This is a genomic window from Rheinheimera sp. EpRS3 (assembly GCF_001513785.1).
Taxonomy (GTDB): Bacteria; Pseudomonadota; Gammaproteobacteria; order Enterobacterales; family Alteromonadaceae; genus Alishewanella.
The window spans coordinates 1,131,428-1,146,662 of the sequence record NZ_LNQS01000001.1; the positions used below are offsets into that span (position 1 = coordinate 1,131,428).

At 45.8% G+C, this 15,235-nt stretch carries 11 protein-coding genes and 4 tRNA genes; 9 read left to right on the plus strand and 6 right to left on the minus strand.

Going from position 1 to position 15,235, the window contains the following annotated elements:
• Positions 1-980: 980 nt before the first annotated feature.
• Positions 981-6,245, plus strand: coding sequence for an ATP-binding protein (locus tag AR688_RS05000; RefSeq protein WP_068229937.1), 5,265 nt, complete (start codon positions 981-983; stop codon positions 6,243-6,245).
• A gap of 240 nt (positions 6,246-6,485) precedes the next feature.
• On the opposite strand, the gene AR688_RS05005 is transcribed toward AR688_RS05000, so the two are convergent.
• From AR688_RS05005 to folD, 6 genes are all read right to left on the minus strand, one after another.
• Entirely contained in the window at positions 6,486-6,992 is a 507-nt protein-coding gene (locus AR688_RS05005; RefSeq protein ID WP_068229938.1) for a GNAT family N-acetyltransferase, read from the minus strand.
• Complete coding sequence (locus AR688_RS05010) at positions 6,983-7,249, minus strand: type II toxin-antitoxin system TacA family antitoxin (protein ID WP_068229940.1); 267 nt, start codon at positions 7,247-7,249, stop codon at positions 6,983-6,985. Before AR688_RS05010 ends, AR688_RS05005 begins: the two co-directional genes overlap by 10 nt.
• 239 nt (positions 7,250-7,488) lie before the next feature.
• A complete protein-coding gene (locus AR688_RS05015) occupies positions 7,489-8,226 on the minus strand; it encodes a hypothetical protein (protein ID WP_156420208.1) in 738 nt (245 codons plus the stop codon).
• 36 nt (positions 8,227-8,262) lie between these two features.
• Positions 8,263-8,526 (minus strand): type II toxin-antitoxin system RelE family toxin, encoded by a 264-nt coding sequence (locus tag AR688_RS05020; RefSeq protein WP_068229945.1) that lies wholly within the window; start codon positions 8,524-8,526, stop codon positions 8,263-8,265.
• Entirely contained in the window at positions 8,513-8,746 is a 234-nt protein-coding gene (locus AR688_RS05025) for a CopG family transcriptional regulator (RefSeq protein ID WP_068229951.1), read from the minus strand. The genes AR688_RS05020 and AR688_RS05025 overlap by 14 nt, the downstream gene beginning before the upstream one ends.
• A 101-nt stretch (positions 8,747-8,847) precedes the next feature.
• A complete protein-coding gene (folD, locus tag AR688_RS05030; RefSeq protein ID WP_068229955.1) occupies positions 8,848-9,705 on the minus strand; it encodes a bifunctional methylenetetrahydrofolate dehydrogenase/methenyltetrahydrofolate cyclohydrolase FolD in 858 nt (285 codons plus the stop codon).
• A gap of 189 nt (positions 9,706-9,894) precedes the next feature.
• Here folD and AR688_RS05035 point away from each other — a divergent pair.
• The 8 genes from AR688_RS05035 to tig all read left to right on the plus strand — a co-directional run bounded on the left by AR688_RS05035 (position 9,895) and on the right by tig (position 15,172).
• Positions 9,895-9,971, plus strand: a tRNA-Pro gene (locus tag AR688_RS05035).
• 66 nt (positions 9,972-10,037) lie between these two features.
• Positions 10,038-10,114, plus strand: a tRNA-Arg gene (locus AR688_RS05040).
• Positions 10,115-10,139: 25 nt separating this feature from the next.
• A tRNA-His gene (locus AR688_RS05045) sits at positions 10,140-10,215 on the plus strand.
• 22 nt (positions 10,216-10,237) lie between these two features.
• Positions 10,238-10,314, plus strand: a tRNA-Pro gene (locus AR688_RS05050).
• 224 nt (positions 10,315-10,538) lie between these two features.
• Positions 10,539-11,039 (plus strand): GNAT family N-acetyltransferase, encoded by a 501-nt coding sequence (locus AR688_RS05055; RefSeq protein WP_068231226.1) that lies wholly within the window; start codon positions 10,539-10,541, stop codon positions 11,037-11,039.
• Between the two features lie 211 nt (positions 11,040-11,250).
• Positions 11,251-12,372 (plus strand): glutamate 5-kinase, encoded by a 1,122-nt coding sequence (gene proB, locus AR688_RS05060; protein ID WP_068229957.1) that lies wholly within the window; start codon positions 11,251-11,253, stop codon positions 12,370-12,372.
• Positions 12,369-13,622, plus strand: a complete 1,254-nt coding sequence (locus tag AR688_RS05065) for a glutamate-5-semialdehyde dehydrogenase (protein ID WP_068229959.1) — start codon at positions 12,369-12,371, stop codon at positions 13,620-13,622. The genes proB and AR688_RS05065 overlap by 4 nt, the downstream gene beginning before the upstream one ends.
• A gap of 239 nt (positions 13,623-13,861) precedes the next feature.
• A complete protein-coding gene (gene tig / locus AR688_RS05070) occupies positions 13,862-15,172 on the plus strand; it encodes a trigger factor (RefSeq protein WP_068229960.1) in 1,311 nt (436 codons plus the stop codon).
• Positions 15,173-15,235: the final 63 nt, after the last annotated feature.

Consider the following 15,235-nt stretch of genomic DNA (forward strand, 5'->3'; position numbering starts at 1 on the left):
AGTCGCAATTTGCGATCTCAAAAAGGGCTGCGAACTTCGATGTCACTGCATAGATACTCGTACTCAAGCTGTCTTTAATTTAAAACTCGGTAACTAAGAGTTTTACAGGATCTCAGCAAAGTGCCAAAAGCGAATATTCACTGAGATTCGATTAAATCGGCGCTTTTCCTGCGGATGGCTAGTTTGTTAGCATCATTTTTGCTTCAGCGGTTACACCGCTTAGCAAAGATTTCGCCTTTGGCGAGATACTTTCTTTTGCCTTGCCAAAAGAAAGTATCCAAAGAAAACGCAACCCGATTCCGCTCGAAAGCCCGCTGAAAAATAGCGATTTGAGGCGAAAACGTAACTCGCGATTCGCTAGCGTCGAATCGCTCAAACACCCGTTTTCTTAAAACCTCAAATCGCTATTTTTCAACGGCTCGCTCCAACGGGGGGAGGCGCAGTAGTTAGATTGGTCTTGGCATATGGCTGCTTTTCACTCAAAGCGAAGATCGTCTGTGTGTCAATAGCGGAAATTCACTGAGATTAGATCAAATCGACGCTTTTCACTGAAAGCGGACGTTTGTTGTAGCCGTAAGAACCGACGCTTTCGAAAATTTCGAGACCTCAATACATTGCCAAAATGTTCTTAAACGCACATCATCCTCTTCTCGTTTCCGCAGGTTTCCGGTCATAAGGCTACAAGGATGCGGCTAAAATTAGTTGACAACCACATTCTAAATCTATACAGATTCTCATCGTAAATAAAAGCTCATGACTATCGCCTAAGTGCCCAGATACTCCCCTATTGTAAACCGCAGGAGTTCTTTGTAGGTTCGTGGTTACAGGTACGTTTTAAGATGATTTTCATTCTGAACGCTCCAATTTTAATGATACGTCTGCACGCATAGTGGCCTAGCAACAATCAATAAAGAAAGCGACCAAGCGGATATTAGCTCAAATTGCAGTAAAGTTATTCCAACAGCAGGTAAGGGAAAAATGTGGCAAAAAACGTAGCAACACCAAAGCAGACCGCCGGTGGTGGATTCACGTTTGAAGATAAGGTGTCGGCATCGTTTATGTTGAAGATGCTTTCTGGCGACAACCCTTTGTCTGCTGAAGACGGACAAGTAGAGGTAATTCGGTTCCAAAAACGAGCAGATGGCTGGTTTCTGGACGACCTCGTACTCGAACTTCGGAGACCGGACAATAGTTTTTGCAGACTCGCCGCTTCAGTAAAGAGCAATTCCCAGATTACGAAATCTGGTTTGCCAACTGACTTTCGGGATGCAGTGTGGGAGCAGAGGCTTCACTTAGGAACGAAGCAATTTGACGTGAATGCAGATTATCTCTCGCTTGTGACGTCAACCATCGAGTTGGAAGTGAAGACTGCCTGGGACGGTTTGCTTACAAAAGCGATCGCTTCGGACGTTACTCTATTTGCAGACCGACTTGGTACCGCCAACTATTCAAATAATATCGAGCGAGCTATTTTTAGCAGCCTTCACTGCCCACCAACGATTAATGCTTCAATAACACCGGTAGACACCACGGAACTGTTACAGCGACTACGACACTTCCAATTCGATTTCGGAAGCGAGCCTTCAGAAGACGAAAACAAATGCATCCATCGATGTGCGGATCTGCTTAGAGATGGAGGAAAGCCGCACGCTATTCTTTTATGGAATAACCTTAAGCAACTAGCGAGGGAATTTGCTACGGCTGGCGGAGATTTGACTCGGGGGCAACTGGCAAACATGCTCCGGCGTCAATTCTCTCTGAACGAGTTTCCTAATTACGTTTCTGATTGGAACAAGATTTCTGCTGATTTCAAAATCCGCACTGAGCATGTAAGAGACCGCTTAGCTGGTAGCCTTGAACTTGCACGAGACAAAGCGGAGCTCCCAAAAATTAAGCATTCTATTATTGCATTAGTCGGAGCTAGTGGTTCAGGAAAAACCGTCCTAGCAAAACAACTTGCTTACGAAGAGGCATCTAACGGACATGTCGTTTGGCTCACAGCTTTGGATATAAACGCTTCTTCAGCTTCTGTGCTACTCGCCAATCTCGGTCTTAATTATTCTTTCCTAGAATTAGTTGAAAAGTCTACTGGAAAATCAGGATGTATAGTTATCGACGGAGTAGAAAGACTTACCCAAGTTGGGTTGTCTAATTTGGCAGTGTTACTGAAACGGTCGCGATTGCACAAAGATTCAACGGCGTGGTCGTTCGTGTTCACCTGTGTCATCGACTCATGGGAACACACATTTTTCGAACTCAAGCGAGAATGTAACAATGGACTTAATGTCTCGGTTGAAATGGTGGAGTTCCAATTCGACCGCAAACGCGCCCAAATTGTTGAGGCATTCCCTACTATTTCACAAATGTTATTGCGTAAAAATTTGTCCGGTCTGTTTTCAAATTTAAAAATACTCGACTTAGTTTTGTCGAATGCTAGCAATAGTACACAAACCACATCTTGGGTCGGGGAGACGGATATTCTCGAATGGTACTGGACGCAGCACATTCAAAATGGAATGAATGGAACTGCGCGCTCGCGATTCTTGCAAAAATTGGCATGTACAGAAGCGAATAATTTTTTAGCCGCCGTTCCGGTCATTGATTTCGACAATAGTGAATGTTTGCTTTCGCAAGATTTGATATCGGATCAGGTCATCTGGGAGCGTGATGAGAGATTCGGGTTTGAACACGATCTTTTGGGTGATTGGGCGCGAACTCGTTTTCTGTTAAGTCGACAGCATGAATTTTCGCGGCTCGCCCCCGAATATTCAATAAATCCTCGTTGGCACCGTGCTATACGGCTATTCGGTTTACGATTGCTCGAAAAAGAATCTCGAATCGAAGATTGGGAAATGCTCCTTTCCAAGTTGTCACCAGACGACCAAAACAAAGTCGAAAGCGATTTGATCTTGGAATCAATTGTATTCGCAGGAAATGCTGAAGCACTGCTCAAGCAAGTATGGCCTGCGCTATTGGCAAGAAATGGAATACTACTCAACCGCCTCCTGACACGATTCCTGCACACAGCAACGCTACCCGCCCCTTTGTATGGAAGCGATCTTAAGTTTGCCGCCTTGCTACGAATTCCTTTCTGGCCACTCTGGCTCCCTATGCTGAGAGTCTTATTTGAGAAGAGAGCCGAGACGATCTCAATAGCGACTGAGCAAGTCACGCGTATAGCCAGTCTTTGGCTTAAATGTTCTCAAGTTAACTGGCCTCTTCGCACTGAGGCTGGACAGATATTACTTGACTCAACCCTGCATATTATCGAGGAGATCCGGTCTCATGATTGGCAGGTGGACAGTGATTTATGCAGTAGTGTATTTTCGCGGTTTCTGTTCGCCGCTTCTGTCTTCCCGAATGAGGTTTCTGAACTTGCACTTGCTCTCGTTGAGCGATGTGAAAAATCACTTTTCGTCGAAGATGAAATAATCGAGTCTGACGTAAACGAAATAGAGTCTGAGGAGGATGGTGTAGCAGAGCTCTTTGGACTGCGCGGCCCATTGTCAGCACCATGGACAGATGGCCCACTTCGTCGTGTAAATCAGTGTGTTCGTAAAGGGTTTTTAGCTAGTAGCGACCCGCTAAAGTACTTGTTCGCAGCGCGTCCCGACCTCGGCAAAGAAGTATTGCTTGCACTTCTTATACGGGAACCATTACCACAGTATCATGATTATTTCGGCAGCGTTTTTAATGAGTTTCTACACGTCAATACTGAACAAGATTGGTCACCGCCGATGTATTTTTTAGGCCCATTCTTTTCATTTCTTCAAATCAACCAAGAGAAAGGGATAGAAACAATCGTTACGCTGCTGAATTTTGTAACGGATCGTTGGATAGAAGCTCAAGACAGCTCCCCTCCAGTAATCAGTATTTCGGTAGGAAGCGAAGACATCGTGTTTTTTGGCTCCAGTGATGCGTACTATTGGTATCGCGGTTCATTTCACTCTCCAAACGTGGTTGCGCCAGCGCTGATGGCGCTGGAGAAGTGGCTCTATATGTACTTGGAGAACGAAGAGCCAATAGCCCCCGTTATCCAACGCATATTATGTACTTCCAGGAGTACAGCTTTATTGGGTGTGTTAGTGGCTGTTGGCCGCAAGTCGCCTGAGCTATTCCATAATGAACTCCGCGCATTGGTGCCTGTATGGCAACTTCAGCTTTGGGAAGAGAACTACAAATTACAGGACCTTGAATCTTTATTCGGAATGCAAATGTATCAGTGGACGCAATGGGGGGAGTCTATTTGGAACTCAGCTCACGAATGGCATACGCTTGCACATAGAAAGACAACACTCGGCGACGTGCTACTTCAGAGATTTTTTACCGATGCAGAAGCACGTTCATTTTTGACTAGCGTAAAGGCCAAATGGGTAGAAGACCTTCAAAACTTAGAAGAGTCGGAGGAAGCTGGTTTTCTTGAGAACATCACTTTGAGGTTCGATGAGAGCAATTGGCAGATGCGGAAACTTGAAAATGGTATCACTCTTGAATTCATTGAGTCGGAAGAAAGAAGACTCAAACTCGCGGAAGTTCGTGAATCACACGAAAAACATATGACGGTTCTCACTTTTCCAATGACCTGCCGAAAAATGATTGATGAGCAACTAAAGCTGGAACCATTAGCTTTGGAAGCTTTTTGGAATCGGCTAATGGATATTGCAGAGGATGCCGAACAAGCTCGTAGTCGCGGGAACAGGCCCGAAGACGCTATTATTGGTGGTATAGCGGCCCTGATGATCTTGCACCAAGATTGGTTGGCCGAAAATCCTGAGCGAGAGGATTGGTGTGTTAAACAGTTTATCGATGTATTTAATAACCCTCCGCAGCGACCTCAGTTTCACAGTGCGAATTCTATTAGCAACTACCACTGGGATAATTTCGCAGCAATGTTTATTCCAAAAATGCTTGCTGATGATCCGAACAACGTTGCAGTTAGAAGTATTTGCGCATATTTCGCGTTAGCCTTCAATTACAGCGTCATTCAAGATCTGATGACTTTTGCATTTAAAATACGTGAATCTCTTGGTGATAACTTTAAACGATTACAGCATCTAATTCTTATTTCCTCAGGAATACGTAATGTCCACATTGTCACACATGGTGGGAACAGCATATGGGATTGCCCTGATATTGAGTACGATGCCGATGTACGTTACAACGATTTGATCGATCAATTCGAAAAGTCATCGTTACCAGCCGAAATCCCGAATCTGTGCGGTATTGCTGAAGAGGCCTGTGAAACAATCATTAAGATGGTCCATCAACAACATTTAATATCACACGTTGAGCCACTTTCAGACGAGGTTGAAGCGTCAATTGCAAGGCGGATTCAACGCGGTTATGGGTTTGAGCCTAAGCAATTGCAAGCGGGCTTTTGCTGGCTAGAAAGAGTGGAAGAAGCTATTGATAGCAAAGAATTGACGGAATTTGTGACAACCCTTGAAGGTCTCTTGCTTGGCATGTTACGTCCTCTAGGCGGAGTTGACGAAGCCTTATTCGATCAAAATAACCAAGATAATTTCTTTGCTGTACCAGGGCAGTGGAACACTTGGATATTCGACCTTGTTGCAGCAGTTATTCCAAAAATCGCGAAAACATATTCAGCTCAACAGTTATGGAAACCAATCCTATCATTCGGACTGGAACGACCACATTGGGTAGATTCGTTTATATCAGCTTGGTTCATCCACGGATCGCGAATTGAAGAATGTGAAAACACTTTCATCCAAGAATGGAAGGCAATGATAACTTTCGTTTGGACTCACCATAACTGGAGGCAAACTGAAGTACAAAATTATAGATCGGAAGGGAAATTACATAGTCATTTGATGGGGTTTAGTCGCACTGGTTATTGCTACCTTAAAGACGAAAAGTATCGTTCGTACATTGCATCGATGAAGCCCGAAATCGAACAATGGACAGAAGAGTTTTTCCCACACCCTGATGCCACCAGTACATTTGCGAATTTCCTAACTTGCCCTTCGGCCGTCGACTACCTTCGTGACGGAATCCGAAAAATTGCAACTATATCAAATCAGTTTGAAGATTGGCACTGGCGCGATTTCTATTATCTGGAGCGTTCTTTGCTTTCTTTGCTTGAATACGACTGGCAAAACAACTTTCGCTTGATTCTTTCTGACACCGAAGTTAGGTGGCAATTCTCAACTATTCTAAAGTTGATGTCTGATCGGCAAGTTGCACAGGCGTTGGAATTGCAGGACAAAATGCTGAAGACTACGTAGGGTTCGACTTGATAACGATTGCTATCTGAGGCACAAAATGAGAACAGACACGGATTCTCGGTGTGTAACTCAACATGGGGATCAAATTGTTAAGCTATAGAGGAGGCTACATGAAGGATTGGGCTGTTCTTTTACAAGCTATTGCGTCCCTGCTATGGCCCTGATCTGAACAGCTGCTTTTCGCTCTTTGCCAACTTTCATGGAGTTTGGGGCTTCATTTGTAAAAGGGGAGTCGATTTATTACTCTGATAATAACGTTTTCTCGATATCGCAGATCCGCGCCATCAATACCAGAGGATCAAAGGTCGATGCTTTAAAACCAAATTTTTTGTAAAACGCTTGCGCACTGTCATCGATAGCATGCACCAAAATGCCAGCACCACCCACCGCGTTCATCGCTTGTATCGAACGCAAGATACAATCTTTTAAAAGACCTGCGGCAATGCCTCGACCTTGATATGCACTATCCACTCCAAGCCTAGCCAAAATTACCATAGGTATCGGATCTGGACTATTTCTTCGTAGTGAACTGAATGCTTGCTCTCTTGATACTGAGCCCATGGCAATTGCATAGTAACCAATAACTTGGTGAGTCGTCGTGTCATTGACCACATAGACTCTCGCGGTTCCGCGCTTTTGACTCTTTAAGGCTTGTTTGCTTAACCAGCTATCTAGTTCTTCAATACCACACTGAAATGGGTTGAGTTGATGCTGCTCGGTGAGTAGTGTTGGTGCACTTATTCCCAAGGTGCTTTCCTATTAAACAGATCTTTCATGCCTTCAAGCGTCTGGGGCTCTGCACGGAGTTCGTTATCGAAAGCTTCAAGAGCTTTTGCTTCAAGTACAAAATCCCGCTGTTCAGCCAGTACATTATGCGCTTCATTGAGCGCCGCTTGTTGAATGAACACGGTTCTATCGACCTTTTTTAGGCTTGCTGCTGCATCGATAATGTCTCTCACCGCTGGCAGTACTCGCATGTTGATTGGCGCTGTTTTTGTGGCCATGACACCATCCCGTATATCTATTTAATACACAGTTTAGGCGGTTTTTCGGTGTAGTCAATAGATATACATGATTTGTAGCCAACTGATTTACTGGGCTAGTGCTCTTTCCAGTTAATTATGAATGATTCAGTCGGAATTAACTGGAAAGAGTATTTGTAGTTGTTGACGCAGACTTTTCACAACGAACGTCAGCTTGCAGATGTACAGTGGACAGGCGTTTATTACAGGGGGCACATTTTTCAACCTTCGCTTAACTTCCGCTGAGCCTGCAGCTCTACTCTGGCTTCTGGCTGGGTGATATACCTTTCTATTGCGGCCATTAGCACTGGTGCATCAATACCGTAAGTAGACGTCATAATGACAAAATCAGCACCGGTCCATTTGCGGGATGACGCCATTTGCTTATTCACTTTAGCCAGATACGACGCCGGTTCGACTAAAATATTTTCCTGGGCAACTGACAAAAATATCGCCTGATTATTGTGGATTTCACCACGGTATAAATCGGTGATGGCCTCCCACGGAATACTGACTTTGCCTTTGGGGTAGCCAAAGGTAAAACCTGACGGGTCGAACTGGATATAGGTTTTCGCCAGGCGGCCGCTAAATAAACCCACCAGCATCACCGCACCGGTAAGGGCAATCAGCAGGGTAATGCCATAAAAAATCTTATTATCGTCAGGCTGAAACAGCATAAGGGTGCTGCCAAATGCCAGCAAGCCAATACCGAGCAAAGCGATGCGCTTTTTGGATGCGTGGATAGGTTCGCCGCCGACAACGGTTACTGTGCGTAATGACTGCCGCTGTAAGCGCAATTTGCGAATAATAGTGTGAGCTGCCACTGCAAAGCAGGAGCCAAAAAATACCAGTGTGGTGATGCCGGTATTAAAATCCTTCTGAATAATCAGCAAGCCACTTAAGGTAAAAAGCAGGCCAATCAGGGCAAAGAGCCAGTCTTTAAAAGTGATTTTATCCAATGTTGATTCCGTAGCAGGTTTTGTCATTTAAGCGGCTTAGTTACTTTGATATACACCAGAACGATGGCCGATTTTAATTACGCTGATTATCAGTTGCTCGTCCCTGATTTCGTAAATAATGCGGTATATTCCCTGACGCACACGGTATTTGTCTACCCCGGATAACTTAATGCAGCCTTCAGCTCTTGGGTTGAGCGTTAAGGTATCAATTTTCGCCAGTATTTTTTTAACGTCAGTATTGGGGATGCTTCGCAGATCTTTTGCAACCGACTTTTTAAACACCAGCTTATATTTTGCCATGCGCTTTTAAGTCATTAAGTAAGGCTTCATAGCTTATTTCCGGCTCGGCTACTCTGTCGGCGATGGCGGCTAAATCTTGCTGATCTTCGGCAATTAATAAACGCACTGCTTCATCGATAATTTCGGACACCGAGCTATCGGTTGCTGCAGCGCGTAGCTTTAAAGCCTGATGAATTGCCGGTGCAAAATATACGGTCGATCTTTTAGACAGCGAACTCATATCACTACCCGTTGCAATGTAAACATACTGACATTATAGCGCTATAACGTTATAGCGCCATGGGCAGATAGCTCCCGCTGTATTGACGTTTGCTATGTCAGTTATCTGTCGTGATACAGCTCACAGGCTTCCAGTGTATTCTCAACTAAACTGGCCACTGTCATCGGGCCTACACCGCCTGGCACCGGAGTGATATAACGCGCATGCTTTACCGCTGCGCCGTATTCCACATCGCCTACCAGTTTGCCTGAGTCTAACCGGTTAATGCCAACATCGATAACCAGGGCGCCCGGTTTTACCCAATCTCCGGGGATAAATTCCGGCCGGCCTACAGCTACAACCAGTAAATCAGCACGGCGTACCTGAGCTTCCAGGTTTTTGGTAAATTTATGACATACTGTTGTAGTACAACCTGCCAGTAACAGCTCCAGCGCCATTGGCCGGCCAACAATGTTGGAGGCACCTACGACAACCGCATCCATGCCTTTTACATTAACACCGGTGCTTTGCAGCAGTGTCATAATGCCTTTAGGCGTGCAAGAGCGCAGCGCTGGCATGCGCTGGGCTAAACGGCCAATATTGTATGGGTGAAAGCCGTCGACGTCTTTGTGCGGGTTTATGCGTTCTAAAATAGCGGATGAGTCTAAGCCGGCAGGTAACGGCAACTGCACCAGAATACCGTCTACAGTGTTGTCGTTATTTAAGTTATCAATTAATTCCAGCAGCTGTTGTTCAGTGGTATCAGAGGGTAGGTCGTAAGACACAGAATGAAAGCCAACTTCTTCACAAGCCTTGCGTTTGCTGCCTACATAAACCTGAGAGGCCGGGTTTACCCCTACCAGCACTACGGCTAAGCCCGGTGCTCTTTTACCTGCTGCAACCCGGGCGCGAACCTGAGCAGCCACTTTATCTTTTGTTGCCTGGGCAACGGCTTTGCCATCAATAATTTGTGCTGTCATTTGCTTACGTCTCTGCCATGATTTTACTGTGGCATATTTTCGCACAGCTACCAGCAGAACTCCATCCTGCAATGGGCGTAGCGCAATAGGTTCAAATAATAGGCAATCAGTTGATTTGTGCAAAAAAAGGTTTGACGCTATTGCTGGGCGGCTGTAATATTCCGCCCCGTTGCAGCAGTGCAGCAAAGTCGGTGATTGGCGCAGCTTGGTAGCGCACTTGGTTTGGGTCCAAGGGGTCGCAGGTTCAAATCCTGCATCACCGACCATCTTCCTGACAGTAGCTAAGAATGTATTTTAGCTGCCGTTAAGTAGCTTGGTAGGGTTTAGATTGTGCGCCCGTAGCTCAGCTGGATAGAGCAACGCCCTTCTAAGGCGTGGGTCATAGGTTCGAATCCTATCGGGCGCGCCATAACAAGCGCAAAACAGTTTCAGTGGTGGTTGTAGCTCAGTTGGTAGAGCCCCGGATTGTGATTCCGGTTGTCGTGGGTTCGAACCCCATCATCCACCCCATCTTTCCCAGAGTTCTTATAGTCGGTGATTGGCGCAGCTTGGTAGCGCACTTGGTTTGGGTCCAAGGGGTCGCAGGTTCAAATCCTGCATCACCGACCATTCTCTCAGCGTAACAGTAAAAAAATAGCGCACTTGGTTTGGGTACTCTTAATCCCACTGGTCGCAGGTTTAAATCCTGCATCACCGACCATTCTCCCTTCTTTAAAGCAAATACTTTTTAACAGCAATTATTCACTGTCAGTTATTAAACAATAAAATCCAGTTCCCAAATCCTTAAATCTTATTGTATGCTGCTATTTAATATCAGATTAAGGATGATTATCTTGATAATTGCTGAAACCCCACGCTTGCGTATCCGGCATCTTACGGCTGCAGATGCTGCCTTTACTTGCCAGCTATTAAATGAACCCTCTTTTATTGAAAATATTGCTGATCGTGGTGTGCGCTCCAAGTTGGACGCTCTGCATTATTTAGCCGAGGGGCCAATTAAAAGTTATCAGCAACATGGCTACGGCTTATTTCTGGTTGAAACCAGCGATAATCAAATACCGATTGGGTTTTGCGGACTGCTGTTTCGCGACTATCTGCAGGAAACCGATATTGGTTTTGCGTTTGCACCTCAGTTCTGGGGCAAGGGCTATGCGCTTGAGGCGGCTTCTGCTGTGCTGCATTTTGGCTACCAGAAGGCTAAGCTCAAACGTATTGTTGGCCTGGTCAGTGCCGGTAATCTCCCGTCAATTAAAGTATTAACCCGCTTAGGTCTGAGTTTTGAGAAAGTAGTGCAGGTTCAGCCGTCATTAAAAGATGTTCAGCTGTATTCCTAAACGCTGACAGGAATGTAATTTAATTACAGTTTTAGTCGTTTTTTGTAGGCTGTACTTTGTGAATGGTAGGTATTCATAATAGCTATAGTTAAATTATATCAATAAGTTATGATTTATATGTTCCTATCTTTGTTTTTCTAAACTGTAACCTCGGTGGAATCAGGTTACAGTTTTTGCTACTATAGCCGCCGGAACAACCATTGGAGGAGTTATGATTAACCCATCCTGGCGGCGGGTCGTGCTTAAAGTTGGCAGTGCCCTGATAGCGCCGGAAAACCAGGGGTGTAGTGAACAGTTCCTGCGTCCCATCGCTGAATTTATCCGGCAGTGCCGGTTACAGGGTCTTGAAGTGATCCTGGTGTCATCAGGTAGTGTGGCTGCTGGCCGCCATCATTTTAATTTTCAGCATCAACGGGTTCCTATCGCACTAAAACGGGCGATGGCAGCTGTTGGCCAGAATCAGCTAATGAATTTCTGGAGCCGCTGTTTTGACTTTCCTTGTGCACAGGTATTACTGACCCACGGTGATCTGAGCGACCGGGTGCGTCACGTTAATATTCAAAACACGTTAAAACGTTTACTTGACCATCAGATACTGCCTATCGTCAATGAAAACGATACGATAGCCACTGATGAGCTAAAAGTAGGCGACAACGACAATCTCGCTGCTATGGTAGCTACGGTTGCGAACGCAGATGCTTTAATTATTTGTTCTGACGTTGATGGCCTGTATACCGCAGATCCAAACAAAGACCCAACAGCCAGCCTGATCCCTGAGGTGCGTATTATTGACCAGCGTATTTACACTCTGGCCGGTGGTGCTTCATCTAAAGTGGGTACCGGCGGTATGTACACCAAAATTGAAGCAGCGGAAAAAGCTGCTGCGCACGGTATAGATACCGTTATTATTGATGGCCACAAACCAGACGGTTTTCAGTGTATTTTAGCGGGTAAAAATCCGGGCACCATTTTTTATGGTCACGCTAAGCCCCTATCGGCTAAAAAACATTGGGTACGGCATACACTCAGAGCCAAAGGCGAAATTTGGGTCGACGATGGCTGTGTTGAAGCTTTATGCCGCCAGGGCGCTTCATTGTTGTGTAGCGGTATAGTAAACATTAGCGGTGAATTTGATTCAGGTGATGCCGTTTTGGTGCGCTGTGCTGCTGGTAAGCGTAAAATTGCCAAAGGTGTCAGCCGTTTTAGTGCCAGCGAATTGTTTTCGATTAAAGGTCAACAAAGCCGCGATATTGCTTCTTGCCTTGGCTATTGTCCAACGGGTAGTGATGCGGTGATCCATCGCAGTGAAATGATGTTACTGGAGAGAATATGAGTACCGATGTCGCGGCAACGATAGCCGCTAAAGCGTCACAGGCAGCTAAAGCTGTCGCAAATTTGACGACAGAGCAGAAAAACTTTGTTCTGCAGAGTATGGCAAACCACATCCATAATGCCAGCGCTGCAATACTTGAAGCGAATAAAGATGAAGTGGCCACGGCCAGTGCCAATGGCACCAGTGCAGCTATGCTCGACCGTTTAACACTCAATCATGACCGCATTGATGCCATGGCCAAAGCCATAGAGCAAATTATAGCCTTGCCGGACCCGGTTGGCGCAACGCGGCATATTGAACAGCGGCCAAACGGTATTAATATCGAAAAACGCCGCATTGCACTGGGCGTTATTTGTATGATTTACGAAGCACGGCCTAATGTAACGGCGGACGCAGGGGCTTTATGCTTTAAATCCGGTAATGCGGTTATTCTGCGCTGCGGCCGTGAGGCTATTCAAACCAGTCTGGCCATAGCGGCGGCGATGCAACAAGCGCTGCGCGAACATGATTTGCCCGACGAAGTCGTGAGCATAGTGCCGGATCCTGATCGTGACTTAATGCTGGCACTGTTAAAACAGGATCAGTATATCGATTTGGTAATACCACGTGGTGGTGAAGGCTTAATCCGCTTTGTTACCGAGCACAGCCGTATTCCGGTTATTCAGCACTACAAAGGTGTCTGTCATCTGTATGTTGACCAAAGCGCCGATTTAACTATGGCACTGGGGTTGTTGCTTAACGGCAAAGTACAGCGCCCCGGCGTGTGTAATGCGCTCGAAGGCTTATTGGTAAACAAGCACATTGCCACTGATTTTCTGCCGTTAGTAGCCAATGCGCTGGCACAGCACGATGTAATCGTACATGCCTGCAAAAACAGTATCGGTTACTTTAATCAGGCGCAGCCCATTGCTGATAATGAGTTTGGTCAGGAATATCTGGCGCCGGAAATTGCTATCCGGGTGGTAGACGATCTGGATGCCGCCATGGCGCACATTGACCAGTTTGGCAGCCAGCATACTGAGGTTATCTGCACCAGCGATCAGGCCAATGCAGAGCGCTTTATCCGCCAGGTAGATTCTGCGGTGGTCATGCATAACGCCTCGTCACGCTTCTCTGATGGTGGTGAGTTAGGCTTAGGTGCTGAGATAGGTATCTCTACCAGTAAGCTGCATGCTTACGGGCCGATGGGCCTTGAAGCGCTGACCACGGAAAAATATGTGGTAACCGGCAGCGGCCAAACCCGCAGTTAACTGCCGTCACGACCGAAAAAATCAACGCAGCAATAGTAATTTATTGACTATGCTGCGTTTTTTATTTTGTCGGCATACTGGCTTAGTACGGCCTTGTTAAGGGCTCGACGTCAGACATTTACCCCGCTATAATGCCGCGTCCTATTTTATAACAGGTCTGGTTCAGTGCTGCGTTTTGATACCAGATCACACTAGTAAGGCGTTAATTACACGCCCGTTTTTGAATTTGAGGTAACAAGATGCAAGTTTCTGTGGAAACCACTCAGGGTTTAGAGCGCCAAGTAACTATCACTGTTCCGGCCGACAAAATTGACTCAGAAGTAAAAAGCCGTTTACGTGATCTGGCCAAGCGTCAGCGTATCGACGGTTTCCGTCCGGGCAAAGCGCCGGTAACACTGATCCAAAAGCGTTATGGTCTGGCAGTATTGCAGGAAGTTGCCGGTGAGCAAATGCAGCGTCATTTTTATGATGCCATTATTGCCAACAAACTGACTCCGGCAGGCGCACCGACTTTTGCCCCAGGCCAACTGGAGCAAGGTAAAGATTTAGAATTTAAAGCCACTTTTGAAGTGTATCCTGAAGTTGAAGTTAAAAACCTGGATAAAATTGAAGTAAATAAGCCCGTTGTTGAGATTGCTGATGCCGATTTAGACAAGATGCTGGATACCCTGCGTAAACAACACGCTAAATGGGAAGAGGCCACAGGCAAAGCGGCAACCGGCGATCGGGTAATTATTGATTTCGTAGGTTCTATTGACGGTGAAGAGTTTGAAGGCGGTAAAGCCACTAACTTCACTTTAGAGCTGGGCCAGGGCCGGATGATCCCAGGTTTTGAAGACGGTATCGTAGGTAAAAAAGCCGGTGAGCAAGTTACTGTTGATGTTACTTTCCCTGAAGAATACCACGCCGAGAATTTAAAAGGTAAAGCGGCAAGTTTTGCTGTTACGGTAAACAAAGTAGAGCAGCAGGTACTGCCTGAACTGACTGACGAGTTTGCCACCTTGTTTGGTTTAGAAACCGCTACTGTGGATGCACTGAAAGTAGAAGTGCGTAAAAACATGGAGCGTGAACTGAACCAGAATATTAAGGCTAAAGTAAAAGACCAGGTTATCAAAGGTTTACTGGCTAACAACGACGTAGACGTGCCACAAGCACTGATTGCCGGCGAAGTAGATGTACTGCGTAAACAAGCTCTGCAGCGTTTTGGTAATAACGTGGATCCTAAGCAATTACCAGAATTGCCAGCGTCACTGTTTGAAGAACAAGCCAAAGATCGCGTAAAAGTAGGTTTGTTGCTGGGTGAAGTGATCAAAACGAATGAACTGAAAGTAGATGATAAAAAGGTTCAGGCGTTAATTGAAACTGTTGCTTCTGCTTATGAAGATCCGCAAGAAGTGGTACAGTATTACAACAGCAATAAAGAGCTGTTACAAAGCATGCGCAATGTAGCACTTGAAGAGCAAGCCATTGAAGTTATTCTGGCCGGCGCTAAAGTGACTGAACAAAAAGCGGCTTTTGACGAGATAATGAACCCGCAAGCTGCCAACTAACGTTGACTTATTTTGGCTTGACGGCTTTAATGGCTCGGACAACAGTTCGGGCCATTTTATTTT